The sequence below is a fragment of the Exiguobacterium sp. s6 genome (assembly GCF_018618155.1).
In the GTDB taxonomy this organism is placed as follows: Bacteria; Bacillota; Bacilli; order Exiguobacteriales; family Exiguobacteriaceae; genus Exiguobacterium; species Exiguobacterium mexicanum_A.
This window is the reverse complement of the sequence record NZ_JACSLN010000001.1, coordinates 120,776-145,162: the sequence shown is the minus strand read 5'-3', so window position 1 is coordinate 145,162 and position 24,387 is coordinate 120,776. Positions and strand designations below refer to the sequence as shown.

The window sequence follows — 24,387 nt, the reverse complement described above, 5'->3', positions numbered from 1 at the left end:
CAGCGAAAGGGTCAGGCAAAAGCCTGACCCTTTCTTCTGTCTTTATTTAGTCGTGACCGTCAAGGCGTCCCCTAGGAACGTCGCGAGTTCGAGCATCCCGTACTGCCCTGCTTTCGCTTCGGCGTCCGAGTTGTAGTTCGTGTTCGTGTTGACGTCATACGCGTACACGTTTCCATCCTCGTCTTCGATGATTTCAATTCCAGCAACGGCAATGTGATTGTTCTTCAGAAACGCCTCTAGCTGCTTGATAATCGGGTCGTCGAAACCGGCGACGATCTCGAACTTCGCCGGTGGCGTCTCGCCGACCGGGCAAAACTGGTCTTCAATCGAGCAAGCGTCGGCCGGGCAGAGTTCGAAGCCGTCTGACGTATCGACGCGCACCGCGTAAACGAACTTGCCACCGATGAACTCACAGCGCGTGATGAACGGTTTCGGTGCCTCGATATACTGTTGGATGAGCGTAATCCCGTCAATCGACTCCTCGAACGTCGGTCCGTTCACGTATGCCTTCAACGCATCAACGGAATGAAACAACTGAACCCCGAGCCCTTTACCGGCCCGGTTGTGCTTCGTGATGAACGGCGTCATCCCGAGCTTCTCGGCCGCCTCGATGATTTGGGCTTTCCCGACGGCCGCAATCGTCTTCGGCACCCGAATTCCCTCTTGGCGGAGCGCCGTATATTGATTGACCTTGCTCACTTCGAGCCGAATCGCGCGTGTGCCGTTGAAGACGGTCCGTCCGTTCGCCTCGAGCCAAGCGAGCACACCTTCCGTCAACTCCGGCGCATACCGGTGCCCCCGTGTGTGCGACGAGGCACTCATCCGGTTATAGAAGACGCCTTCGGGCGGCTCGGCCGCGATGTCGATGATGCCTTGATCGAGATGCCACAGTTCATATGAAAGTGATAATTCCTCGAGTCGTCGGACGAGATGGTCCGTCCATTCGTTGTTTTCGTGGAGTACGTGAATTTTAGCCATGTGAATCCCCCTTTTGATTGTCCTTACTTTATCATATCTATATCCGATTATTCCAATCTGCATAATCGATGGTGCGTTGATTCTTAATTCATAACCATTTCATGGTATAATGAACTTAATAATACAATGCGAACATTAACGTGAAGAAGGAAGTGATGTGTTTGACCGCACCGATTTTGAGTACCGATTTTTTGATTCTTTTATTTGGTCTGCTCCTTGTCGCCGGCGTGTTAGCCACACGCGTATCGACTCGTTTCGGCTTGCCTGCCTTGATCCTGTTTATGGGCATTGGCATGCTGATGGGTAGCGATATCACCGGCCTGATTTTCTTCGACGACACCAATCTCGCTCAAATGATCGGTGTCGCCGCACTCGTCGTCATTTTGTTCGAGGGTGGACTGCAGACGAAATGGTCGTCGATTCGAAGTGTGCTTGCTCCGTCCGCTTCGCTCGCCACGATCGGCGTCTTGTTGACGACCGGACTTATCGCCGTGGCCGTTCGTTTCGTATTTGGTTTCGACTGGATTGAATCTTTCCTGTTCGGCGCGATCATCGGTTCAACCGATGCGGCTGCCGTCTTCGCCGCCTTTAAAGGAAAGAATATCTCGCCGAAAGTCGGCGCGACACTCGAAGCCGAGTCCGGCACGAATGACCCAATGGCAATGTTCTTGACGATTCTCGCCCTCGATTTCATGTTAAAACCCAACACGACGATTTGGGACGGTCTCTGGATGTTCGTCCTACAGATTATCGTCGGGGCGTTCGTCGGTTACATGCTCGGGAATTTATCCCGTCTCATGCTCAATCACTTACGACTCGAGTCGAGTGGTCTCCATGCGGTCCTCATGATTTCGATGGCGTTCATGACGTACGGCGTCGCTGCTTACTTTGCGGGCAGCGGTCTGCTCGCGGTCTACCTCGCCGCGATGATCGTCGGAAATGCGCATACGGCCCACGAAGTAACGATCGTTCAATTTTCCGAGGCGCTCGCCTGGATCATGCAAATCATTATGTTCGTCATTCTTGGCTTGCTCGTCTTCCCGAGACAGTTGCTCGACCCTGATCTCATCTGGAAAGGCTTGTTGATTTCGTTCATCCTCATGTTCATCGCCCGGCCGATCGCCGTTTATTTATCGACGATCACCATGGAATTCACGAACAAGGAGAAGTTGTTCATCTCTTGGGCCGGACTAAAGGGCGCCGTCCCGATCGTCCTTGCCACGTTCCCACTCATCGCCGGAATCGACAACAGTCAGATTATCTTCAACGCCGTCTTCTTCGTCGTCGTGACGAGCGCCTTGATTCAAGGAACGACACTGACACCGCTCGCGGCGAAACTCAATTTGCTCGGGCCGGATAAAATTCGCTCGCCGTATACGATCGCTCTCGTATCGAGCAAACAGTCGCAGCATCAGCTCGTCCCTTACGTGGCGACCGAGGAATCGTCGATGATTGGCAAGACGCTCGCCGATATCACCTTGCCACCGAACACGGTCGTGAATGCGATCGTCCGTCAAGACTATCTCATCCCACCGACGGGCCAGACGAAAATCGAACCCGGTGACTTGTTGTACGTGCTCGCCTCGACGTATCGCCATGACCAACTCGACCGAAAATTCGGGGAGGACGGGTTAGAACGCGTCGAATTGTGACTCTCGTTTCTTCAATAAACTGTCACGTCGATTACGTTTATCCCTAGCTAAAAACGGACAGAGTAAAAGTGACAACACTTCTACTCTGTCCGTTTTTTTGAAGGGGGAATTTGTATGTTCGATTTGACGCCATTCCGGAAGAATGAACTCGATCGATTGCGCAAAGACTTGTTCGGAGATGTCTTTGATCGGATGAATCATCTGTTCGACCCGAAAGACGGGGCGACATCGTTCCTCGACTCATTCAAACTCGACGTCCGGGACCAGGATAGCCAATACGTCATCGAGGCCGAGATGCCAGGTATCCAAAAAGATAACATCCACATCCGCTACGACAAAGATTATCTCATCCTCTCGGTCGACCAACGTGAAGAGAAGGAAGAAGACAAGGACTACGTCTATCGGGAACGCCGCGTCACGTCGATGCAACGTTCACTCTATCTGCCGAACGTGAAAGAAGACGCCATCAAAGCGAAACTGTCGGACGGTGTGCTCCACTTGACCGTACCGAAAGCCGATGACGGCTCGAGCACACGCACCATCGAAATCGAGGAATGAACAAGGATCGTGCCGAGGCACGATCCTTATTTTTTTACGCTGACCGTCCGCGCCGATGCAATCAACGCGGCCACGTCTTGTTCACGTCCCGCATGGAGCGCCTCGACGATAAAACTGCCGACGACGACCCCGTCACAGGCCCCCCCGAGCGTCCAAACCTGATCGGCGCGATGGACACCGAATCCGGCGAGCACCGGTACCGGTGACCGCTCCGTCAACGAACGCAAGTGGTCGAGTAACTCCTCCGGGAACACGTCCGTTTTCCCGGTCGTCCCTTTGAGCGTCACCGCATAGACGAATCCTTCCGCCTGGCTTAAAATCGTGTCGATGCGAGCCTGACTGCTCGTCAACGTGACGAGCGGTACGACCGCGACCTCGTGACGATCGATGCCGGCGAACAAATCGAGGCTCTCTTCAAACGGCAAATCGGGAATGATGACGCCGCTGACCCCAGACGCTGCCGCTCGCTCGAAGAAGCGCTCGACCCCGAACCGGAACACCGGATTCAAGTACGTCATCAGGACGATTGGCACCGAAAAACGACCCGTTCCTTCTATTAAACGGTCCAACACGTCCGTCAACGTCACCCCTTGTTCGAGGGCGCGCATTCCAGCCGCCTCAATGATGGGGCCGTCCGCTACCGGATCGGAAAACGGGATACCGAGCTCGATCGCCGTCGCACCCATCGCCTCCAACCGTTCGATCGTCGGGATCAAGCTGTCGAGACCGTCGTCCCCGGCCATAATGTACGGGACGAACGCCGTCCCTTCACTCCGCTGTCGAATCGCTTCATCTAATCGCATCATTGTGTCACCCTTTCTCGAATCGTATGAACATCTTTATCCCCGCGACCAGATAGACAGATGACGAGCACGTCATCCGCGTCCATCGTTTGGGCGAGCGTTTCCGCATAGGCGAGCGCATGCGATGACTCGAGTGCCGGGATGATCCCTTCTTGGCGACTGAGCGTCATGCAGGCCGCGAGTGCGTCTTCGTCCGTTACCGCCGCGTAGCGAACCCGCTCAATGTCTTTTAAGAAGCTGTGCTCTGGTCCGACGCCCGGATAATCGAGCCCGGCCGAGATCGAGTGCGCTTCCTGGATTTGTCCGGCCGCGTCTTGCAAGACGTACATGAGCGACCCGTGGAGCACCCCGACCTCACCTTTCGTGAGCGTCGCCGCATGCTTGTCCGTATCGACGCCACTCCCTGCTGCCTCGACACCGTATAAGGCGACCGTTTCGTCATTCAAGAACGGATAGAACATGCCCATCGCGTTGCTCCCGCCACCGACACAAGCGACGACCGCGTCAGGGAGACGACCTGTCTTCTCAAGCACTTGGCGACGCGTCTCCGTCCCGATGACGCTTTGGAAATCGCGGACCATCGTCGGGAACGGGTGCGGTCCAAGCACCGACCCCATCACGTAATGCGTGTCATCGACGTGTTTGACCCAGTAACGGAGCGCCTCGTTGACGGCATCTTTCAGCGTTCGGCTCCCCGACTTGACGGGAACGACGGTCGCACCGAGTAGCTCCATCCGAAACACGTTCAATTCTTGACGTTCGACGTCGACCTCACCCATGAAAATCGTACATTCGAGATTGAGGAGCGCACATACCGTCGCCGTGGCGACACCGTGCTGCCCGGCCCCTGTTTCGGCGACGACTTTTCGTTTGCCCATTCGTTTGGCGAGGAGTGCCTGACCGATTGTGTTGTTGATTTTATGAGCACCGGTATGGTTCAAATCTTCTCGTTTTAAATAGACGTTCGTCCCAAGACGGCGACTCATGTTCTCCGCATAATAGAGCGGCGTTTCCCGTCCTACATACTCACTGAGGAGATCGTTGAAGCGTTCCTGGAACTCAGGGTCTTGTTTCGCTTCCTCGTACGCCACTTCGAGCTCTTCGACCGCTTGCATGAGCGTCTCCGGTATATATTTCCCTCCGTAGGGGCCGAACTTTCCGTTCACTGGTTGTGTATACATCGTGTTTCCTCCTTGGCGCGTCCGATGAACGCGCGAATTTTATCATGATCTTTCTGTCCATTCGTTTCCACACCGCTCGAGACGTCGACGCCGTCCGGTCGCATGGCGCGAATCGCCGCGCCGACATTGTCGACTGTCAATCCACCGGCGAGCCAAAACGTTCGCTCCGGACGTTCCAGCGTCTCCCAATCGAGCGTCTCCCCACTGCCCGGTGTCGGGGCGTCGAGTAAAATGACGTCAGCCTTCGACTGGTGATCCGCTTCGATGAGCGGAAGCCTGAACTGACGGAACGCTTCAAACGGCCGTGTCCGACGGTGCAATTGAATATCGGTCAAACCACAAGCGACGGCAGCTTCGACTTCTTCAACTGTCGGGTCGAGAAATACGCCGACGACCCGAACTTCATCTGGAATCAACCGTCGCAGCCGCTGCGCCGTCGCGATATCGATTTGGCGCGGGCTATCCGCAAACACGAACCCGATGGCGTCCGCTCCCGCCTCTACCGCCGTGACGACACTGGCCTCGGTCGTCAGTCCACATATTTTAACGAACATGACGTCAACTCCTCGATCAAGGCTGTCGGGTCGTCCTGTCGCATGAGCGCCTCTCCGACAAGAATCGCCCGGGCCCCGGCTGTCTGTAACCGACGGGCCGCCTCTCCTGTGCTGACACCACTCTCGCTGACGAACGCGACATCGGGATACTTCGTCATCAAGTCGACCGATGTATCGAGCGATACCTCGAACGTCTTCAAGTTCCGATTATTGATGCCGATCAACACATCTCCGAGTTCGAGTGCCGTCTGAAGCTCGGCCTCATCGTGCACTTCGACGAGGACGTCGAGACCGATTGATCGGGCATACTGTTTTAACGTATGGAGCCGGCTCGGATGAAGCGCCGCGACGATTAACAATGCCGCACTCGCCCCGGCCGCTTTGGCCCGGTCGAGTTGCCGTTCGTCGATGATGAAATCTTTACAGAGGACCGGGATTTCAACGGCAGCCGCGACGTCGCGCAAGTCGTCGAACGAACCTTGAAAATACGTCGCGTCCGTCAAGACGGAAATCATTGTCGCTCCCGCCCGTTCATACGTCCGGGCCCGGCTCGCGACGTCCATTTCGCCGCGAATCAACCCTTTCGACGGGGAAGCCCGTTTAATCTCCGCGATGACATGAAACCCTTCCCCCATCAATCGCTGTAGCGAGATCGGTGTCGTCTTCGCCACCTCGATGTCTTCCATTTGATTGACCTCTTCGATTTTCGTTCCGATGATTTTCGTCAAGTAGCTCATGCGCCAACCTCCGTTCGTTGTAATTGTTTGAGTACGCGGATGGCGTGCCCTTCATCGATGCTTGCCATTGCCACGGCGACGCCTTCGCGAAGCGTCTGGACCGTCCCGTACGTACAGAGGGCGAGTGCGGCGTTCAATAAGACGACGTCGCGCGCCGGTCCCTGCTCTCCATTCAAGACGGCAAGGAGCGTCTCGGCATTCTCAGTCGGTGTCCCGCCTTGCAAGGCCGACAGCGGCGCTCGCATCAATCCGACGTCGCGCGGGTCGACGGTGTAGCGGGCCACTTTGTCGCCGTTGAAGAACAAGACTTCGTTTCTTCCGGCGAGACTCGCTTCATCCAGTCCGCCTGCCCCATGGACGACCATGCCGCGCTCGACGCCGAGGTGGCGCATCGCCGTCGCCATCTTCTCGATGAGCGATGGATGGTACACGCCGATCAATTGCCGCTTCGGCTTGAGCGGGTTCGTCAACGGGCCGATTTGATTGAAGATGGTCGCCGTGGCGAGTCGTTTCCGGACCGGCATGACGTGTTTCATGACCGGATGGATGTGCTGGGCGAACAAGAAACTCAAGTTCGTCCGCTCGAGGTCGGCGAGCATCGCCTCATGACTTTGGACGATCGGGATATTCAATGACTCGAGGACGTCGGCACTGCCTGACCGGCTCGACACGCTGCGATTCCCATGTTTGGCGACCGGGATATCGAGCCCCGCCAAGACGAACGCGACCGTCGAGCTGATATTGAACGTGTTCGCCCCGTCGCCGCCCGTGCCACAGACGTCGAGCACAGGAAGCGCCGTCTCGGGGAACGTTGCCGCCTCACGGATGTAATCAGCGAGTCCGGCCATCTCCTCGGCCGTCTCACCGCGCGCTTTCATGGCGAGTAACACCTCGGCGATTTGCGCTTCGTCGGCTTGGAACAACTCGGCCGCCGCCCGTTTCATTTCATTCGTCGTCAATGGGTTCGTCAATAGTCGTGTTAACATGTCCGTTCCTCCTCAAGCATTTTGGGTATAAAAAAACTCCATACGACGTCTGTCGTATGGAGGACGGTATGGACCGCGGTGCCACCTCTCGTTGGATCGATCGATCCCACTTTCCGATGCTATCACATCGTATCCCGATAACGGGGGAAGCCGTCATGACCTACTTGATTCAGCCATGCTCTCATGAGCCCATTCACGTAAATGTCTCGGCCAGGATCCCACCACCCCCGGCTCTCTTGACGAGACTTGTTCACGCTACTCTTCTCAATCACTGATTTATTATGCGTTGAAACGAAAAAGGGTTACCCGCCCGACTCATAGCTTGCGCTATGAGAAGGACGAGTAACCCCGTGGTGCCACCTTCGTTGGTTCCGTAGAACCCACTTCACGGACAATCATCCGCTTTCCCATGGTAACGGTGGGTGACCCGCTAAAGCCTACTAAAAGTTTCGGTTTAGAGCTCGGAAGTCCATTCGCGACGTCCCGCATACTGATTCACACCAACCATCAGCTCTCTGTCATACGGGGACCGTCGTTACTTCTCTTCGTCGACGCCTTTATTCGTTTCAGTTAAGTTAACTCGTACTATACAGGGCAGGAAACTTCCTGTCAAACAAAAGCGTGCAAAAAAAACTTTGCTTCTATAGGTGCGGCCGAATCGATACCGCTTTTTACGATATCGCGAGTTGACACTTGATTTTTTTGTCTGCTATAGTCGTCCCCAACAACACTTCACTCAACTAAAGGAGAATCAACTTTGGAAACTAGCAAATTAAAACGTGAACTGTCCACACGGCAGTTGACGATGATTTCGCTTGGTAGCGCCATCGGGACGGGCCTCTTCCTCGGAAGCGGGCTCGCCATCCAAACGGCAGGACCGAGCGTGCTCGTCAGTTACGCCATCGGGGCGTTCATCGTCCTTTTACTGATGGGCTGTCTCGCCGAGATGACGGTCGCCCATCCGACCTCAGGCTCATTCGGCACGATCGCCGAGCGATATGTCCATCCACTCGCCGGCTTTTTGGTCCGCTACTCGTACTGGGTCGCCAACGTCCTCGCCATCGGCGTCGAAGTGAGCGCGATCGCCATCTATATGCGCTACTGGTTCCCCGATGTGAACGGATTCGTCTGGGTCGCCGTATTCGGCGGTTTACTCATCTATGTGAACGCCCGGCACGTCCATATGTTCGGGACGACCGAATACTGGTTATCGTTCATTAAAGTGACGGCCATCATTCTGTTTATCGTGCTCGGGGCAGCCACGCTGTTCGGTCAACCCGGTTCACCAATCGAATCGATCACGACCGGTGATGAAGGTTTCTTCGCCTTCGGGTTTTACGGGATGTGGGTGACGATTTTCATCTCCCTCTTCAGTTTCCTCGGGACCGAGCTCGTCGCCGTCACGGCCGGCGAAGCGAAAGACCCGGACCGTGCCGTCCCGAAAGCGTTACGCGCGACCGTGTTCCGCTTGACGTTCTTTTATCTCATCACGATTGGCATCATGCTCATGCTCATCCCTTGGCAGCAGGCCGGGATCGATCAAAGCCCATTCGTTCTCGTCATGCAGCAGTTCGACGTGCCTGGCGCAGCCGGCATTTTAAACTTTGTCATCTTGATTGCTGCCTTGTCGGCGATGAACGCTCAGCTCTATGCTTCAACGCGAATGATGTATTCACTCGCCGAGGCCGGTGATGCTCCGCGTATCTTTAAAAAGGTCAGTGGCAGCGGGATTCCAATGCCTGCACTATTCGTCTCGACGGGCGGAATCGTTCTCGCGGCGCTGCTTCAAGTGTTCATGGAATCGTCGTATCCGTTCCTCATGGGGATCTCGATGTTCGGAGCGATCTTCACGTGGTTCATGGTATTCGTCTCCCACTTGTTCTTCCGGAAGAAATGGTCCGGACGCAAGTTGCCGGTCCGCATGATCGGTTATCCGTTCCTACCGTTACTTGGTGCCGGATTGTTGCTCAGCCTCATGATCACGACATGGTTCACCGATTTCAACATTTTGCTCAAGTTCGGGATTCCGTGGTTGGTCGGATTGACCATCATCTATCTTGTCCGTGAACGGTTCCGTAAAGCGAACAATCAATCAGACGATATCGAACAAGCGAACTGAAACAAGCGCTTATCCGCAACGGATAGGCGCTATTTTTTTCGCATACATAAAAACGAGCACCGGTCACGATTGACGGGTGCTCGTTGAACATCAGAAGAACTGACGTGGATTGACTGTGCTGCCCGCGTCCGTTCCCGAGTACGAGTAGCTGCCTTGATGGATCTCGAAGTGAAGGTGCGGGCCTGAAGAGTTACCCGTGTTACCAAGTCCACCGATGTTTGATCCTTGCGTCACACGTTGACCGGCACTGACTGAGACCGAGTTCAAGTGCGCATAGACCGTTGTCCATACTTGTCCGTTGATGACGTGGGCGATCATGACGTGATTCCCATATGCTCCACCCCAGCCGGCACGGATGACCGTTCCGGTTGCCGAGGCACGGATTGGCGTCCCGACAGGTCCTGCAATGTCGACACCGTTATGGAACGAGTAGCCGAATTGACCGCTTGCCGGTCCCCATCCTTGTGAGAAACGACCCGTTGTCGGTTGAATGAACATCGCGCCAGATGGTGCTGGTGCTGATGTCGTCGGTGCAGTCGGTGCTGGTTTCGGTTTTGGCGCTGGTGCAGGTGCTGGTTTCGGTGCTGCCGGTTTTGGCGCTGGTGTATTATTTTGTGTCGTCTGGTTTGAAGATGCAGATGACTGGGTATTATTGTTACTGTTCTGCTGTTTTTGAGCTGCTGCTCGTTCTGCCTCGGCTTTAGCCGCTGCCGCTCTTGCTTCTTCTGCTTGACGCGCTGCTGCTGCCGCTTGAGCCGCTTCCGCTTGACGAGCTTCTTCAGCCTTACGTGCCGCTTCTTGACGAGCCGCTTCTTCAGCGCGACGACGTGCTTCTTCTTCCTCACGACGCTGTGCTTCAATTTCAGCCGCAATCGCTTCTTCTTGGGCGATTAACGTCGCTTCGATTTCTTGAAGGTCGAAGATTTGCGATTCAAACTTAATATTCTTCTTCTCGAGCTCTTTGATGCGGGCTTCGCGCTCTTTCATCTTCTTCTCGAGTTGAGCTTGGCGCACTTCAAGCGCTTTTTGTTGTTTCAAGAGCGAAGCACGCTCTTCTTTGAGCGAGGCTTGCGCTTCTTTTAACGATTGGCGCGTCGCTTCGTAATCTTCAAACAACTCTTGGTCGCTCCGTTGAATCGTTCCGGCCGTGATCATGCGTGTGATCAAGTCCGAGAAGTTTTTCGAACCGAAGATAAACTCCGCCCAGTTGATTGAGCCGCCGCCGTTCGTTTGCATCGTGGCCATGCGCTCTTTCATCATCTCTTCTTGGGCTTTCATCTTCTTCTCGTAACCTTTAATATCTTTCTCGAGGTCTTCAATCTTCAATTCAGTCCGCTTGATTTCTTGGCGTTTTGCCGCGACATCGTTGATGATGTCTTGAAGCTGGGCGTCCATCTTGTTGACTTCCGTTTGGACTTTCGAGATTTCATTTTTGTTTTGCTTGATTTTCGAAGACGTGTTCGATTGGTTCTGTTTGACGTTATTTCGTTGCTCTTGCACTTTTTTCTGCTGTTCTTGTTTCTCCTTGATTGACGTCGAGGCATCAGCCACCGAGTGCGTCCCAAGAAGAAGCGCGCTAAGCGTAAGTGTCGAGACGGTGCGTTTCCAATTGATCAATGGGGACATCCTTTCTAGTTTAAGGGGTTGGCGTTCACGTTCTATTTAAGGTCAGTCGTTTTGCTATGTAACAAAAACGATTAATTTTTTAGTTTCAACACGACTAATTATATCGAAGTGTCGAATGTTTTCCTGTTAAAGTTATATTTCACTTTTATTACGACTGATGATGCGAAGACCTCATGTAGCTCCCAACCTCTTTATATTTCAACATTTTTTCACTTTTCTTTTCTCGAAACACTTTTGTAACAATAGTTGAAAATAGGAAATCATTGACCTTATATTTAAATAACGTTATCCAGTCTTTTTTCTAAGTCTAACCATTCCCAAAAAACGTAAAAAAGGGCCCGGTTGGTGTCTCGCTCAAGGCGAAGAAGCCAACCGGGCCAATTGTTCGTTGTCGTGTGAAGACGAGGGGTCTCACACTTAGAATGTTACACGACGACTGTTAATCACACGTTAACGTTTGATTACAGTTTGAGCGCACCGATGATGACGAACACCCAGGCTGCGATAAACAAGACGCCGCCAATTGGCGTGACCGCCCCGAGCTTCGTAATTCCAGTCAATGCCATGACGTATAGACTGCCTGAGAAAAAGAGAATTCCCGCAAACATGAGCCAGCCTGCTGTGTTGAACTGGCTAATGCTCACTTTCATCAAGATGCTCGCTAACGCGATGATGCCGATGGCGTGAATCATATGGTAGAGCACGCCGGTCTGCCAGTTGGCGAGCATGTTCGGTGCCAGACGTTCTTTCAAAGCATGGGCCCCGAACGCACCGAGAGCGACGCCGAGCGCCATTAAGGCAGCGCCGATGATGAGCAATAGTTTCATACTAATTTCCCCCTTATCGCACTTTCCGTGCAGGTAAATTCCACTTCCGATAGTAGGATATCACTCGAAGCGCCGCGACGACAACGAGTAACGTATAGACGGGGAGTCCCCCTTCAAGACGAAAATAATACGTGACGACCGCGATGATGATCGCCCACATCGCGTACACTTCAGACTGGAGGACGAGCGGTTTCCGGCCGGCCAATAAATCACGGACGACCCCCCCACCGACACCTGTCAGGACGGCAGCCGCAATCGCTGCCGACAATGGTAAATCCAGCTTGATGGCAACTTGTGCGCCTTGAAACGCGAAAGCCACGAGCCCGATGGCATCGACGATGACACCCCAGCGTTCCCAATGGGGCAAGACGACACTCGGCAACAGGAAGATGAGCAACGCGACAAGAAAACAAAGGATGAAGAGATCGTTTTGTTGCCAAATCAAGCTGACGGGGTTCCCGAGCAAGACGTTTCGGATGGCACCGCCACCGAAAGCCGTCGTAAAGGCGAGCAACCACACCCCAAAAATATCATATTTCTCGTCCATCGCGATGATGGCACCGCTCGCCGCGAATGCGATTGTTCCGACGACGTTGAGTAATTCCCACTCCATAAACATCCCTTGCCCTTTCTTGAAAGCATTCTGTGGTAAAGTTAAGATACAAAAAATCAGATCAGTCGAGCGACTGCTTGTAAAGGATGTCGGTACTTTTATGAAACGAATCGCCTTGTTCCGCATATGGATTATCGTCACGATGTTCGCCCGATTCATCATTAAAATTTATGCATTCTCCCGCAAACAGCAGCAAGGTCTCGCGTCGACCGAAGAGTACGAGGCGCTCATGTTGAACCTTGCCCGCGAGTATAAACGGAACGCGCTCCGGCTCGAGGGGCTGTTGATCAAGCTCGGGCAGTTTCTATCGATTCGGGCCGACTTGTTGCCTCCGTCCGTATTGAACGAGTTATCCGAGCTTGTCGACCGCGTCCCGACATCGGGCTGGGACAAGTCTCGCGCCATCTTGGAAGCAGAATGGGGCGTCCCGTACACCCAAGTCGTGAAGGACGTCGGCATCGACGCCGTCGCCTCTGCCTCGATTGGGGAAGTGTACGGCGCCACACTCCTGGAAACCGGGAAGCGTGTCGCGCTGAAAATCCAACGTCCGGATATCGAAAAAATCATTCGGACCGACTTCAAAGCGATGCGAATCGTCACGACGATGCTCAAGCGGACATCGCTGGCAAAATCGACCGACTTAGATAGCTTATATCGCCAAATGATTTTTGTCATCGGGGACGAGTTAAATTTCCAAACCGAATTGAAGAACGCCCATTATTTCAAAGCGAAATACGCCGATAACCCCGACGTGTACATCCCGGACTATTATGACCACCTTTGTACGAATCGGGTGTTGACGATGGATTGGGTCGAAGCCCGCCGCATCACCGACCTCGCTTTCTTAAAAGAAAATAATATCGACCGCTCCGCACTTGCCGAACGGTTGTTCACGATGGCAGCCGAGCAACTGTTGTTCGGTGGGCAATTCCACGCCGACCCCCACCCCGGTAACGTCCAGATCCGGGCCGACGGGACGATCATCCTGCTCGACTTCGGAATGGTCGGGTCATCGACTGCCCAAGACATGGCGACGATCCGTAAAATCTTGCAGGCGTTCATCTCGCTCGATTACGACGGTGTCGTCGACGGTCTTGAAGACTTGCGTTTTCTGTTGCCGACGGCGAACAAGCACAACATTCGTCAAGCGCTTGAAAAAGCGGTCACGTTCTATTTAGAGACCGATATCGATACGGTCGATACGAAGCTGATCGAAAAAGTGTTGCAAGATATCCAACTGCTCGTCAAAAACGAGCCGATCCAACTGCCGGCCGAGTTCGCCTTCTTCGGTCGGGCCGCTTCGACGCTGCTCGGGATTCTGCAAATCCTCGACCCGAAAATCGATTTGTTCACGCTCGGTAAACCGATCGTGATCCAATGGCTCGAGTCCGATGGGACGACGATTCAGAACCGTTACGTCATGACGGCGCTCAACTACGGGAAGAAGTTACTGAACGTCCCGCCGCTGCTCGATAACTATTTGAAAGAACCGACCCGGAAGCGCCTGTCCGAGCAGGCGATGTTCCAACGCGACCTCGAGTCCAAAGAACTGCTCCACCGCCAGACGTTCAACTCAGGGGTCATCATCCTCGGCCTCGTCGTCGGCCTGTTCGGCTATATCCGGCCTGACGAGTGGCTGTTTTGGTCAGGTGGGGTCGTCGCCGTCGTCGCCTACTTCAACTCAAGACGCCTCGGTCGTAAGATTCGTCATTTGGCACGCCAAGATTTCCGTGTTTGACCCCGTCACTCTCTCGAGTGGCGGTTTTTTTCTGGAGCCACGTCCCGATATAGGCGGCGACTTGCTGCAAATCCCGCTCGGTCGTCCATCCCATCGTGGAGACTTGGAGACAGTTCGCACGCCGTAAATAGGCGCTCTCATATTGCACTTGATAGCCCTGGAACATCAACTGGCGCCCCAGTTCAAGCGAGGAAAGATGTTCCGGTAACGTGAGCGAAAAAATACCCGGTGCTTGGTCGTCTCCGATTTTAACCGGTGCGCCTCGGCGCAAAAGTTCATCCACGAACACATCAAGTTTTGATTGATGCGTCCCAATCTCCGCGTCTGTCAATTCGTCTAACGCGATGTCCATCGCTTGAATGAGCGGGACCGATTGCGTGAAGGCAATCGGGTCATAGCCCGCCAAGTCCAAATAGCGTGAAATCGACGGGTTCGGGACGGCTCGATGTCTCATCGCGACAAACGCCAATCCCGGTGCATTGCGAAGCGCCTTTCCCGACACGAACGTCACCATGTCCGCAAAGGCATAGTCCGTCTCAAGCGTACCGACTGCGCTGATCGCATCAATCGCAATCACCGTTTCACACTTGCGTGCATAGTGACGCAACGCTTCCAAGTCGACCATTCTCCCCGTCGACGTCTCGCAGTGGACCGTCCAAATCCAATCCGGCCGTTGCCGCTCGAGTTGCTGGACGTCAATACGCTGCCCCCCAGAGAGCGACAAGACCTCAAATTCAAGCCCAGCCCGGTTGGCGTGATCGATGAGTCGTCGACCGAACTCACCTGTATCGAGAATCATCCCTTGTCCAGTCAATTGTGCGGCAACTGCATCGTTCGCGATCGTTCCGCTCCCGAGTAACGTGTAAATATGAGGTAACTTGATGAGGGCGCTTAACTTCAGCTGGACCGAATGGAGCAAACGGCTGGCCTCGACTGACCGATGTGATAACGGCTGCATGGCCAAGGCCGAGCGAACGCGGGATGACAGTTCGACAGGACCGGCGAGGAGTTGCCTCGGACGCAACGTTCGTGCGGTCTCGGATTGCATAAACCCAGAGCGGGTCAGCTTCATCGGCACGTATAACGCCTCCACCGTCCCGACCGGTTCTGCGAACGCGGTAAATCCGAAGCGTCGATACAACTTCTGTTCACGTACGGTGCCACTGATGACAATCCCTTCGACGCCCCGTTCTGTCGCTTCCAAGAGCATCCCACGCATGAGTCCGGCAAACGTCCGCGTGTTCCGATAGGCGGGCGTCACCGCCAATAGCCGGACTTCAATCCATTCCCCCGGTGGTAACGTCACCCCTTTTTGTTCGAGCGAGAACGGTCGCTCGTCACGGATGGCACACATGGCGACAAGCTGCCCGTCCGCCAATCCAACCCAGTATGTATTCGTATCATGGAAGCGATCGACGAGTCGTCGCTCCTCGTTCGGATGGTGTTGCGGGATTTCTTCGACAAACGTCTCATAGTTCAATCGATGAATCGCTTCCGCATCCCCCGGCGTCGCTCTTCGAAATTCAAGCACGTTGTTTCCCCCTTATATGATGGTACATGATCAAAATCATCGTCAAACTGGCCACACTGACATCTGTTGCGTCCCCCCAGGCCGCGAGCGGCAAGAGCATGAGCATGACAAGCCCCGTCTCGCGCGAGTTACGCGTCAGTTTGATGAGAATGAGCAACATGGCAAGTCCTGCTAAAAACCATAGCGGGCTGTACGCTAATATAATTCCAGAAAATACGGCGTACCCCTTCCCACCGGTGCGAATATGCCACATCGGATAAATGTGCCCGAGCGTCAAGGCGAGCCCGGTCTCAAAAAAATATGGACCGCTGATCGACAAGACGAGTACCGTCTTCAAGACGTCGAATCCGTAAACGAACAAGAACGCTCGCTTCCCGCCGATCCGTAACGCATTGCGGGCACCGGTATTTCCCGACCCACTCGTTGCCAAGTCTTGACCGTTCCACCTGCCGTATACACGACCGCCGAGTATACTGCCGACGACATAGCCCAAGATGATGACCCACATAGCGATCCCTCCCCCGTTGTAAAATTGTGTATGATTTTTGAAATCGGGTACCTTCTTAATGTGCACCTAGACGAAAGGGGAAATCAAGATGCGAGTGGAGAACAATTTCATCAACGGAGAATGGATTGATACATCGGACACGATCGAGGTGCGGAATCCCGCGACCGGCAACATTATGGCCACGGTGACAAAGAGCGACACCGCCGAAGCGAAACAGGCTGTCGATGCCGCCCACGACGCCTTGAAGGACTGGCAAGAGAAAACGGCAGAAGAACGAGGCGCCCTCCTGCTCGAATGGAATCGACTGATTGATGAACATACGGAAGCCATCGCTCGGACGATGGTCGAAGAGCAAGGCAAACCGCTTCAAGAAGCGATCGGTGAAGTCCGCTATGCGAACGGCTTCATCGAGTGGTACGCCGCGGAAGGTCGGCGCGTGTACGGCGAGACGATTCCGGCCTCGTCAAACAAGAAGCGCATCTTTGCCATTAAACAACCAGTCGGCGTCGTCGCCGCCATCACCCCATGGAACTTCCCGGCCGCCATGATCACCCGAAAATTGGCGCCGGCGCTTGCCGCAGGTTGTACCGTCGTATTGAAACCGGCATCAGCGACACCATTGACGGCGATCGAACTCGTCAAACTGGCTGAGAAAGCAGGCTTCCCACCCGGTGTCATCAATCTTGTCACCGGGAAAGCTTCTGACATCGTGAACACGTGGCAACACGACCCCCGTGTCCGCAAATTGACGTTCACCGGTTCGACCGAGGTCGGCAAGACGCTCATGCGCGGCGCCGCCGATACGATGAAGAAAATCTCGCTCGAGCTCGGTGGTCACGCCCCGCTCATCGTCACGGCACAGGCAGATCTCGACAAGGCTGTCCCGCAAGCGGTCGCGACGAAATTCCGTAACGGCGGACAGACGTGTGTCTGCGCCAACCGGATTTATGTCGAGCAATCCATCGTCGATGCGTTCTCTGAAAAATTCATCGAGGCCGTCGCGGCGCTCGAAGTCGGGAACGGACTCGACGAAGGGACGGATATCGGCCCGCTCATCGACGAGGCCGCGGTCGAGAAAGTGATGAAGCACTTGGAAGACGCCCAAATCCGGGGCGGGGAAATCACGGGTGGCGAACAGCTCGACGGATTGTTCGTCCGGCCGGCAGTCGTCCGCTATGCGAATGAGGATATGCTGTGCATGAACGAGGAGACGTTCGGTCCTGTCGCCCCGATTGCGTCGTTTGACTCGCTCGAGGAAGTGATTGAACGGGCGAACGCGACCCCGTTCGGCCTTGCCGCCTATGTATTCACGCAAGACATCAACGAGGCCCTCTATTTGGCCGAAGCGCTCGAATACGGCATCGTCGGCGTCAATGACGGCCTCCCCTCAACGCCGCAAGCCCCGTTCGGTGGCTGGAAACAGAGCGGTCTCGGCCGCGAAGGTGGGCACCACGGCATCGAAGAGTTTTTAGAAGTAAAATATATTTCGCTTGGACTCTAAAAAAACCGGTTGAACGTCGCGCGTTCAACCGGTTTTTTTATTTTTCGACCAAGGCGATCAAATCGTTCGGCGTCGCGATCACATGATCGGCGAGCGCCCACTCGTCTTCGTTGCCGAAGCCGAAACCGGTCAAGACGACCGGGAAGTCATGCGCTCGTGCCGCTTCGACGTCAGATTTACGATCCCCGACCATCACATAGTCGTTATCGCCGTGACGGAGACGATGCGCCGTCAAAATGTCGGCTTTCTTCTCCCCGCTCACGGATTCAAGACATTCTGGAGCCGTCATAAACTGGCGGATATTTTGCGAGTCGAGCATGAGGTTCAAATAATGGACCCCGCAGTTACTCGCGGTCGTCAACGTGTGCCCTTTCGCGTGGAGCGCCTCGAGCATCTCGTAAATCCCGTCGAACAAGACGTGTTGGCCTTCCATCGCTCGTTCGAGCGTCTCATGACGAAGTTTGCGAATTTGGCGGATCTCCTCGATTGTCGCCTCCGGGATGACGTGCTCCCAAAATGCGTTACCGGCCAATCCGTATCCCGATCGGACCGCTTCCTCGCTCGGTTTCGGTAAATGTGGAAGTTGCTCCAACGCCTCGTGGATTGCTTGCGTCATCGGTCCGGTCGTGTCAACGAGCGTCCCATCGATATCAAATAAAATGACTGCCATATCTGTATCCCCTCTCTCTTTCCTATGCTCCTACCGTAGCAGAATCCCCTCAATTCCGAAAGCGGAAACGTCACACGCAAATCTCACCTCTAAAAGTGAAATTCAGAGTCCATAAAAAAACGGCTGAACAAATGTTCAACCGAGAACTGTCAGCCGCGCCAGAAACTCATACCGCCTTTGACCGAGTAGACGTCCGTATAACCCGCGCTTTTCAACATGGCCGCGGCCCGTTGACTTCGCATCCCGCTTTGACAGATGACGTAGACCGGACGTTCTTTATCTTTCGGATATTGGGCACTCGCGTTCCCGAATCCCGATAACGGCACATTTTTCGCTTGCTTGATATGCCCGCCCCGGTATTCGTGTGGTTCACGAACGTCGAGCAGTTGAATGTTTCGCTCTTCGGCAATCTTCCGTTTCAATTCATCCGTCGAAACTGTTTTGACGCTGTTTCGCTTCGTCCACCAAAAATAAATCAATCCGATCACTACTGCGACAAACAAGAAATCAAGCATAGTCACGCCTCCGTTAGGTATAGTTTAGTTAACCCCATTATACCCCCTATGGTATATAAGTCAACGCGAACGCTCGCAAAAAAAGCTGTGCCCCGGGGCACAGCTTAGAAGTCGAGCAATGAATCGGTTTTCGGTTTGTCTTCCTCTTCTAAAGGAATCCCGAGAAACGCTGCCATCTGCCGATCAAGCGGCGGTTTCGCCTCGGTCGGTTGGGCCACGGGAGCCGCAGTGGGCTGCGTTGGAGCCGAATCGGCGAGCAACAGCTCGCAATACCCCATCAGCTTGGCCAAATGGCGCTTCTGGGTCTCTCCGCTCGACTGTTCAATTTGGCTCATCACTTGTTTCATCTGCGTGATGACCTGTTGTTCTGTAATCATACGTCGCACACATCCTTTACCGTTCCATTCTGAGGCAAACGTGGGGCCGACCGCAAGTCCGGTGCTCGTCAGACGTGGGTCTCCGCACGCGTCTTAAGCCAAGATTGGAACGCCTCAAAGTCGAACCTGACTTGATTGGCGTAAAATTGGGACCAACGCGAGATTTGACGAATGAATAGCGGTCGCGACGCCCCGATGGCCGCCGCAATCCGTTCACTCGCCTCGTAATCGAGCACGTTCGCATCCGCGTCCGCCCGGGCATGGATCTTGGCCGTGATCTCCGCCTGTACTTTCAACGTCTCAATGAGCGATTCTTCATTTTTGATGTGCTTCGCTTTCACTTTCCGCTTATAAGGTGACCGTTGCCGCACGTAATACTCGTTCCCGTCCATCGTCAAGTAGCCGAGATACGGGTCACGACTATGCACCATGGCGCGCTGAGCCGCGATGACACGGGCTCCTTGATGTGATAAGCCGTCCTCAAATAACGGATGCGTCGGCAAAAAGAGTGAAGGGACAGCTGATTGCGCCTGCTTCATTTCGAGAATGATATCCTCGTCATGCTCCTCGTCCGCGCCTTCAATCAAAATATAATACCGTTCGAGCCCGATTGAAGCGGTACCGCTCTCCCGTTTGATGGCGATGTCTTTAATCTCATAATGGTCGGCGTGGTGACGATGCTTTTCCGACAAGGAGGCCAAATAGTCAGGCCATGCCTGTTTGATTTGTTTGGCAGTCTTCGGACTGACCGGGACGAGGTCGTCACTTGTCGCGAAGTAACGCTCCTCATCCCGGACTTCCGTTCGCTCCGCCATGAATGCGTCTTTCTTCTTCTCTGCCTTTTTAATCACTTTCTTGATCGCTTTGCACGTGTTCGCTTTCGTGAATTGAACATCTTCATCCTTCCCATTCGCATAGCGTTCCATCGCACGCGCGTATGTCTCTGCATACGTCTCAATGGCTCGCCTCGCATCAAATCCTGACTCCGCGGCAAACAAATCGACCGAGATCGCCATGCGAAGGACGTCAAACAAATAAGACCCGAGATACGCCTCGTCAAAATCGTTCACGTCATAAATGATGGTTCCAGCCCCATCCTCGAACACACCGAAGTTTTCAAAATGCAAGTCCCCTTGAATGAACGTCGGATGAGACGCGTCGGTATCGAACGCGAGCGGCACTTTCGCAAAGTCATAATAGAACAAGTGGGAGCTCCCCCGGAAAAACGAGAACGGGGTCGCGCTCATCTTGTTGTACTTCTCATCTCTAGCCGCTTCAGACAAGTTTCGAATCGATTTGTCGTAGTAATCCAAGACGGTCGCGAGCGTCTCACGACGGATCTGTTGTTTGACGGATGTGAACATGACCTTCTCCCCTTCACGTATCGAATAAGTGCTTGTACTCTCCATAACCTGCAGACTCTAACTCTTCTTTTGGAATGAAACGGAGTGCTGCCGAGTTGATGCAGTAGCGCAGACCCCCTAGTTCTTTCGGGCCGTCATCGAATAAGTGACCGAGGTGACTGTCGGCTCCTTTCGAGCGGACTTCAGTCCGGACCATATGGTGCGTCGTGTCCATGTTCATGTCGATACGCTTTTCCTCGATCGGACGGGCGAAGCTCGGCCAGCCGCAATTCGACTGGAACTTGTCGCGCGACGTGAAGAGCGGCGTACCATCAATCACGTCGACATACAATCCTTCTCGTTCCTCGTCCCAATACTCATTTTGAAACGGGGGCTCGGTCCCGTTCTCTTGCGTGACTTTATATTGGATCGGCGTCAAGCGGTCTTTCAGTTCTTTCTGAATCTTCTTGTCGCTCCACGCCTCTTTCACAAACTTGGCGCGGCCTGAACCGACCCGGTACATTTCGTAGCGGAACGGATTTTTCTTATAGTAGTCTTGATGATAGTCTTCGGCTTCCCAAAACGTTTTCGCGGGACGAATCTCGACTTCGATCGGTCGGTCGAACCGGCCTGAGTCCTCGATTTCTTGTTTTGAACGTTCCGCTGCCACGCGCTGTTCTTCCGAATGATAGAAGATGGCCGGGCGATACGATTCACCGCGGTCATTGAATTGTCCGCCGCCATCGGTCGGGTCGATTTGACGCCAATAGATGCGTAACAGTTCCTCGTATGAAATGACTTCCGGGTCAAACGTGATCTCGATCGCCTCAAGGTGACCGGTCGTCTCCGAACAGACTTGTTGATAGGTCGGGTTGTCGACGTGCCCGCCCGTGTAGCCGGAAATGACGCGCTCGACCCCTTCGTATTTATGAAACGGTTTGACCATGCACCAAAAACAGCCTCCCGCAAATGTAGCTTTTGCCATAATAAATCCCTCCTTACTATGTAGTGTACCCAAAAAATCTCGTCGACAACAAAAAACGAGAACCACGAACGTGTTCTCGTCTTAGTCTTCTTCGACCTGATTCATGTGCCGCATCACTAAAAATAAGATGACGCCGACGATAAGCGCCCCGAGCACGGTCAACGCCATATTCCCTCGAGCCGATAATGTATAAAAGATGGCCAACCCGATCAAGATGAGCGCGATCGGAATAAACGCTCGCTTAAAATGATCCCAATACCGCACGGACAGTCCCCCTTTCTTTCTATCATACCAAATTTGTTTGCTATGATAGAGAGGAAGATGATGTTTCATTTCGAAGGAGGCACTTAGTATGGAGGTTGAACGGTTATGGGCCAATCGTCCGACACTGATGTGGGAAGACCGGATGAATGAAGGCGATGACGTGTATACCGTCGAGATCATCTTTGCCGTTGACGCCGCGCTCCGACGGTACGTGACCGCATTGACACATGCAGACGGAACGGAAGTAAGCGTCTTGGCAGCGGTCCGCGACGTCGTGTTGCGCTTGAACGAGCTCGATACCGAGCACGACCATTTCATCGAGACGGTCGAGCGTGAGGAACTGTACGATTTCATTCAAGCCGGGGCAATTCTAGCCGGTTATGAGACTGACGAGGACGTGACGGAAGAATGGCGCGACTGGTGAACACATTGCACTCCTCCATAAGCAGTCAACGCTGTTTGAATATGCTAAACTGAAACTAATTATTTCCATTTCACGCAAGGGGATAGAGCCATGCTAACCATCATCAACTCGTTCTTTCTGAACTTGTGTATCCTATTCACCCTCTTCACAATCTCATTTCTTCCGTTCCGCAATCGTCCGCGTCTGACGCCAAAATCGCCTTTGAAAGGTCGAATCTTGCTTGGCGTCCAGACAGGGATCGTCGCCTTGATTTTACTCGCGAACGCACTGCCGCTCGAAGGGATTTTGATCGACTTGCGCTCCATCCCCATCTCGCTTGCCGTCTTGTTCGGCGGGTGGGTCAGCGGGATTGTCGCTGCCGTCATCTTTCTGACCGCCCGATTTTTCATGGTGACCGACGGGGCGTATATCGGCTTTTATTTGGCGGTCTTGACGATGATTGGACTCGTCCTTCCCATCAGTCTATTGCGGCTAAAACTCGATAACACTCGCAACACGTTACTCGTCTTCACGACGATCAGTGTCACCGTCTTCGGTGCGGCCATCTATTATGCGTTGCCGCTCGAACTGTTCTATCCTGTCATTCTCGCCTACGTCGTCATGGCGTACGGCGGCGCCTGTGCCGCGTATCGTTTGCTCCAAGAGTTGCGTCGCCACTTCGAGAACGTCCAACATCAGCAACAACTCGCCCGGACCGACGCGTTGACCGGCATCGCCAACCGGCGTCTATTGAACGAGGCGATGGCCAACTTGAACGTCGAAGCCAAAGAATACGCCTTGATCCTCGTCGACATCGACCACTTCAAGCGCGTGAACGACACGTACGGTCATGACGTCGGGGACGACGTCTTGCGGGAGCTCGGCATGTTGCTCGTCGCCGAGAGTGAAGAGCGTCATCTCGTCGGCCGCTTCGGCGGAGAAGAATTTTTAATCATCATGCCGAACGCCAATCGAGATGAAGTGACTCACCTCGCTGAATCTATACGAGAAAAAGTCTCGACGTTCCCGTTCGAGACGAGCGCGGGGACGCTGCATATCACCGTTTCGCTCGGGGCCTGCCATTCGAACGATATCGAAGTCGACAGCGTGTTGAAACATGCCGACGAAGCGTTATACCACGCAAAGGAATCGGGACGAAATCGATTCATTCTGGCGTCGTAAAGCGCCTCATGTTCGCAAAAGATTGCGATTTCCCGCAGTTTTCCCGCTTTACTTTCAACTAGTGAATCGGTACACTAGGCTAGACTTTGATTCGACTATCCTTACAGTGATCATAGATTTGGACAGAAAAAGGGGAAACACATTTCATGACAGTATTGTTATCACTATTCGGTTTGATGTTTGTGGGATCGTTCATCCTCGACTATCAACGTGGCAAGACGTTCCGGCAGTCGCTCTTCGGGGGAGTCGATACGATGAAACGGAACTTGTTTATCTTTTTACGCACGTCCCTCTCGATGATGATTTTTATCGGTCCGCTCCTACTCATCTCCATGTTCGCCTTCTCAGAACTCGTATCGTTCGAGACGGTCGCCGCCTTCATGATTGCCGTGCTCAGCATCGGGTTCGCGGAACGCATCATCGGGATGATCGTCGCACCGCTCGTCCGGACGTTCTGGCACCAACGCGGAAAATTGATGCCGCTCTATCTTGATGCAGGTCTTTATATTTTCTTGCTGTCGATTCTCATCCTCGAGTTCTTGATGAACATTCCAGGTGTTGAACTCGGTGCTTCTGCCATCGCGGTATTTTATGCGTTCGCGCTCTTCTATACTCGTTACTTGTTCAGCTTGCTTCGCTTCACGCTTCGTAAGGGCGTACCGTCGAGCTGACAACGATCCGCAAACAGTTTGGTTTGCGGTTTTTTTGTACAATTTACTAATTGACAATGAGAATC

General features: G+C 53.8%; 25 protein-coding genes and 2 other annotated features. Of the genes, 8 read left to right on the top strand and 17 right to left on the bottom strand.

Annotation, left to right across the window (positions count from 1 at the left end):
* Nucleotides 1-42: 42 nt before the first annotated feature.
* Nucleotides 43-978: an ATP-grasp domain-containing protein gene (locus tag KNP75_RS00855; RefSeq protein ID WP_215189338.1), complete on the bottom strand. Its 936-nt coding sequence runs from the start codon at nt 976-978 to the stop codon at nt 43-45.
* A gap of 155 nt (nt 979-1,133) precedes the next feature.
* Between KNP75_RS00855 and KNP75_RS00850 the strand changes: the two genes are divergently transcribed.
* On the top strand, nt 1,134-2,630 hold the full coding sequence (locus KNP75_RS00850; RefSeq protein WP_215190371.1) for a potassium/proton antiporter: 1,497 nt from the start codon (nt 1,134-1,136) through the stop codon (nt 2,628-2,630).
* Between the two features lie 114 nt (nt 2,631-2,744).
* Nucleotides 2,745-3,188 carry an Hsp20/alpha crystallin family protein gene (locus tag KNP75_RS00845; protein WP_034779464.1) on the top strand — a complete coding sequence of 148 codons (444 nt, stop codon included), beginning with the start codon at nt 2,745-2,747 and terminating at the stop codon, nt 3,186-3,188.
* 26 nt (nt 3,189-3,214) lie between these two features.
* Here the strand turns inward: KNP75_RS00845 and trpA are convergent, their stop codons facing one another.
* Genes trpA through trpD form a run of 5 tightly spaced genes read right to left on the bottom strand, consistent with a single transcriptional unit; the run spans nt 3,215 to nt 7,449 of the window.
* Nucleotides 3,215-3,991 carry a tryptophan synthase subunit alpha gene (trpA, locus tag KNP75_RS00840; RefSeq protein ID WP_215190370.1) on the bottom strand — a complete coding sequence of 259 codons (777 nt, stop codon included), beginning with the start codon at nt 3,989-3,991 and terminating at the stop codon, nt 3,215-3,217.
* Nucleotides 3,991-5,172 carry a tryptophan synthase subunit beta gene (trpB, locus tag KNP75_RS00835; RefSeq protein ID WP_034779469.1) on the bottom strand — a complete coding sequence of 394 codons (1,182 nt, stop codon included), beginning with the start codon at nt 5,170-5,172 and terminating at the stop codon, nt 3,991-3,993. Before trpB ends, trpA begins: the two co-directional genes overlap by 1 nt.
* On the bottom strand, nt 5,154-5,726 hold the full coding sequence (locus tag KNP75_RS00830) for a phosphoribosylanthranilate isomerase (protein WP_215189336.1): 573 nt from the start codon (nt 5,724-5,726) through the stop codon (nt 5,154-5,156). The genes trpB and KNP75_RS00830 overlap by 19 nt, the downstream gene beginning before the upstream one ends.
* The gene (gene trpC / locus KNP75_RS00825; RefSeq protein WP_214753567.1) at nt 5,702-6,463 is read right to left on the bottom strand and encodes an indole-3-glycerol phosphate synthase TrpC; all 762 of its coding nucleotides are present in this window, start codon (nt 6,461-6,463) and stop codon (nt 5,702-5,704) included. The genes KNP75_RS00830 and trpC overlap by 25 nt, the downstream gene beginning before the upstream one ends.
* The gene (trpD, locus tag KNP75_RS00820) at nt 6,460-7,449 is read right to left on the bottom strand and encodes an anthranilate phosphoribosyltransferase (RefSeq protein WP_034779475.1); all 990 of its coding nucleotides are present in this window, start codon (nt 7,447-7,449) and stop codon (nt 6,460-6,462) included. Before trpD ends, trpC begins: the two co-directional genes overlap by 4 nt.
* Nucleotides 7,450-7,505: 56 nt before the next feature.
* Nucleotides 7,506-7,730 (bottom strand) — a binding site (T-box leader).
* A 50-nt stretch (nt 7,731-7,780) separates the two neighbouring features.
* Nucleotides 7,781-8,010: a binding site (T-box leader), on the bottom strand.
* A 196-nt stretch (nt 8,011-8,206) separates the two neighbouring features.
* Here trpD and KNP75_RS00815 point away from each other — a divergent pair.
* Nucleotides 8,207-9,568, top strand: coding sequence for an amino acid permease (locus tag KNP75_RS00815; RefSeq protein ID WP_215189334.1), 1,362 nt, complete (start codon nt 8,207-8,209; stop codon nt 9,566-9,568).
* 90 nt (nt 9,569-9,658) lie between these two features.
* On the opposite strand, the gene KNP75_RS00810 is transcribed toward KNP75_RS00815, so the two are convergent.
* From KNP75_RS00810 to KNP75_RS00800, 3 genes are all read right to left on the bottom strand, one after another.
* Entirely contained in the window at nt 9,659-11,194 is a 1,536-nt protein-coding gene (locus tag KNP75_RS00810) for a murein hydrolase activator EnvC family protein (protein ID WP_214753563.1), read from the bottom strand.
* 461 nt (nt 11,195-11,655) lie between these two features.
* Nucleotides 11,656-12,021, bottom strand: coding sequence for a DUF423 domain-containing protein (locus KNP75_RS00805; RefSeq protein ID WP_034779481.1), 366 nt, complete (start codon nt 12,019-12,021; stop codon nt 11,656-11,658).
* A gap of 13 nt (nt 12,022-12,034) precedes the next feature.
* The gene (locus KNP75_RS00800) at nt 12,035-12,640 is read right to left on the bottom strand and encodes a trimeric intracellular cation channel family protein (protein ID WP_034779483.1); all 606 of its coding nucleotides are present in this window, start codon (nt 12,638-12,640) and stop codon (nt 12,035-12,037) included.
* Between the two features lie 94 nt (nt 12,641-12,734).
* On the opposite strand from KNP75_RS00800, the gene KNP75_RS00795 reads away from it, so the two are divergent.
* Nucleotides 12,735-14,372, top strand: a complete 1,638-nt coding sequence (locus KNP75_RS00795; protein ID WP_034779485.1) for an ABC1 kinase family protein — start codon at nt 12,735-12,737, stop codon at nt 14,370-14,372.
* Here KNP75_RS00795 and KNP75_RS00790 read toward each other — a convergent pair.
* On the bottom strand, nt 14,311-15,903 hold the full coding sequence (locus tag KNP75_RS00790) for a GNAT family N-acetyltransferase (protein ID WP_215189332.1): 1,593 nt from the start codon (nt 15,901-15,903) through the stop codon (nt 14,311-14,313). The genes KNP75_RS00795 and KNP75_RS00790 overlap by 62 nt on opposite strands.
* A complete protein-coding gene (locus tag KNP75_RS00785) occupies nt 15,896-16,411 on the bottom strand; it encodes a glycerol-3-phosphate acyltransferase (RefSeq protein WP_215189330.1) in 516 nt (171 codons plus the stop codon). Before KNP75_RS00785 ends, KNP75_RS00790 begins: the two co-directional genes overlap by 8 nt.
* Nucleotides 16,412-16,499: 88 nt before the next feature.
* Here KNP75_RS00785 and KNP75_RS00780 point away from each other — a divergent pair, with 88 nt between their 5' ends.
* Nucleotides 16,500-17,912: an NAD-dependent succinate-semialdehyde dehydrogenase gene (locus tag KNP75_RS00780; RefSeq protein ID WP_215189328.1), complete on the top strand. Its 1,413-nt coding sequence runs from the start codon at nt 16,500-16,502 to the stop codon at nt 17,910-17,912.
* A gap of 37 nt (nt 17,913-17,949) precedes the next feature.
* On the opposite strand, the gene KNP75_RS00775 is transcribed toward KNP75_RS00780, so the two are convergent.
* The 6 genes from KNP75_RS00775 to KNP75_RS00750 all read right to left on the bottom strand — a co-directional run bounded on the left by KNP75_RS00775 (nt 17,950) and on the right by KNP75_RS00750 (nt 22,066).
* Nucleotides 17,950-18,582, bottom strand: coding sequence for an HAD family hydrolase (locus KNP75_RS00775; RefSeq protein ID WP_215189326.1), 633 nt, complete (start codon nt 18,580-18,582; stop codon nt 17,950-17,952).
* Nucleotides 18,583-18,731: 149 nt separating this feature from the next.
* On the bottom strand, nt 18,732-19,097 hold the full coding sequence (locus tag KNP75_RS00770; protein ID WP_035385631.1) for a rhodanese-like domain-containing protein: 366 nt from the start codon (nt 19,095-19,097) through the stop codon (nt 18,732-18,734).
* Nucleotides 19,098-19,201: 104 nt separating this feature from the next.
* Nucleotides 19,202-19,474, bottom strand: a complete 273-nt coding sequence (locus tag KNP75_RS00765) for a DUF5327 family protein (RefSeq protein ID WP_029594570.1) — start codon at nt 19,472-19,474, stop codon at nt 19,202-19,204.
* Between the two features lie 68 nt (nt 19,475-19,542).
* Nucleotides 19,543-20,838: a DUF2252 domain-containing protein gene (locus KNP75_RS00760; RefSeq protein WP_215189324.1), complete on the bottom strand. Its 1,296-nt coding sequence runs from the start codon at nt 20,836-20,838 to the stop codon at nt 19,543-19,545.
* A gap of 13 nt (nt 20,839-20,851) precedes the next feature.
* Nucleotides 20,852-21,802, bottom strand: a complete 951-nt coding sequence (gene msrA / locus KNP75_RS00755) for a peptide-methionine (S)-S-oxide reductase MsrA (protein ID WP_215189321.1) — start codon at nt 21,800-21,802, stop codon at nt 20,852-20,854.
* An 81-nt stretch (nt 21,803-21,883) separates the two neighbouring features.
* Entirely contained in the window at nt 21,884-22,066 is a 183-nt protein-coding gene (locus KNP75_RS00750) for a hypothetical protein (RefSeq protein ID WP_138858671.1), read from the bottom strand.
* A gap of 88 nt (nt 22,067-22,154) precedes the next feature.
* On the opposite strand from KNP75_RS00750, the gene KNP75_RS00745 reads away from it, so the two are divergent.
* The 3 genes from KNP75_RS00745 (at nt 22,155) to KNP75_RS00735 (ending at nt 24,322) form a co-directional block, all read left to right on the top strand.
* Nucleotides 22,155-22,490, top strand: coding sequence for a hypothetical protein (locus KNP75_RS00745; RefSeq protein WP_215190426.1), 336 nt, complete (start codon nt 22,155-22,157; stop codon nt 22,488-22,490).
* A gap of 90 nt (nt 22,491-22,580) precedes the next feature.
* The gene (locus KNP75_RS00740) at nt 22,581-23,651 is read left to right on the top strand and encodes a GGDEF domain-containing protein (protein WP_215189319.1); all 1,071 of its coding nucleotides are present in this window, start codon (nt 22,581-22,583) and stop codon (nt 23,649-23,651) included.
* A 146-nt stretch (nt 23,652-23,797) separates the two neighbouring features.
* Nucleotides 23,798-24,322 carry a hypothetical protein gene (locus tag KNP75_RS00735; protein ID WP_138858668.1) on the top strand — a complete coding sequence of 175 codons (525 nt, stop codon included), beginning with the start codon at nt 23,798-23,800 and terminating at the stop codon, nt 24,320-24,322.
* Nucleotides 24,323-24,387: the final 65 nt, after the last annotated feature.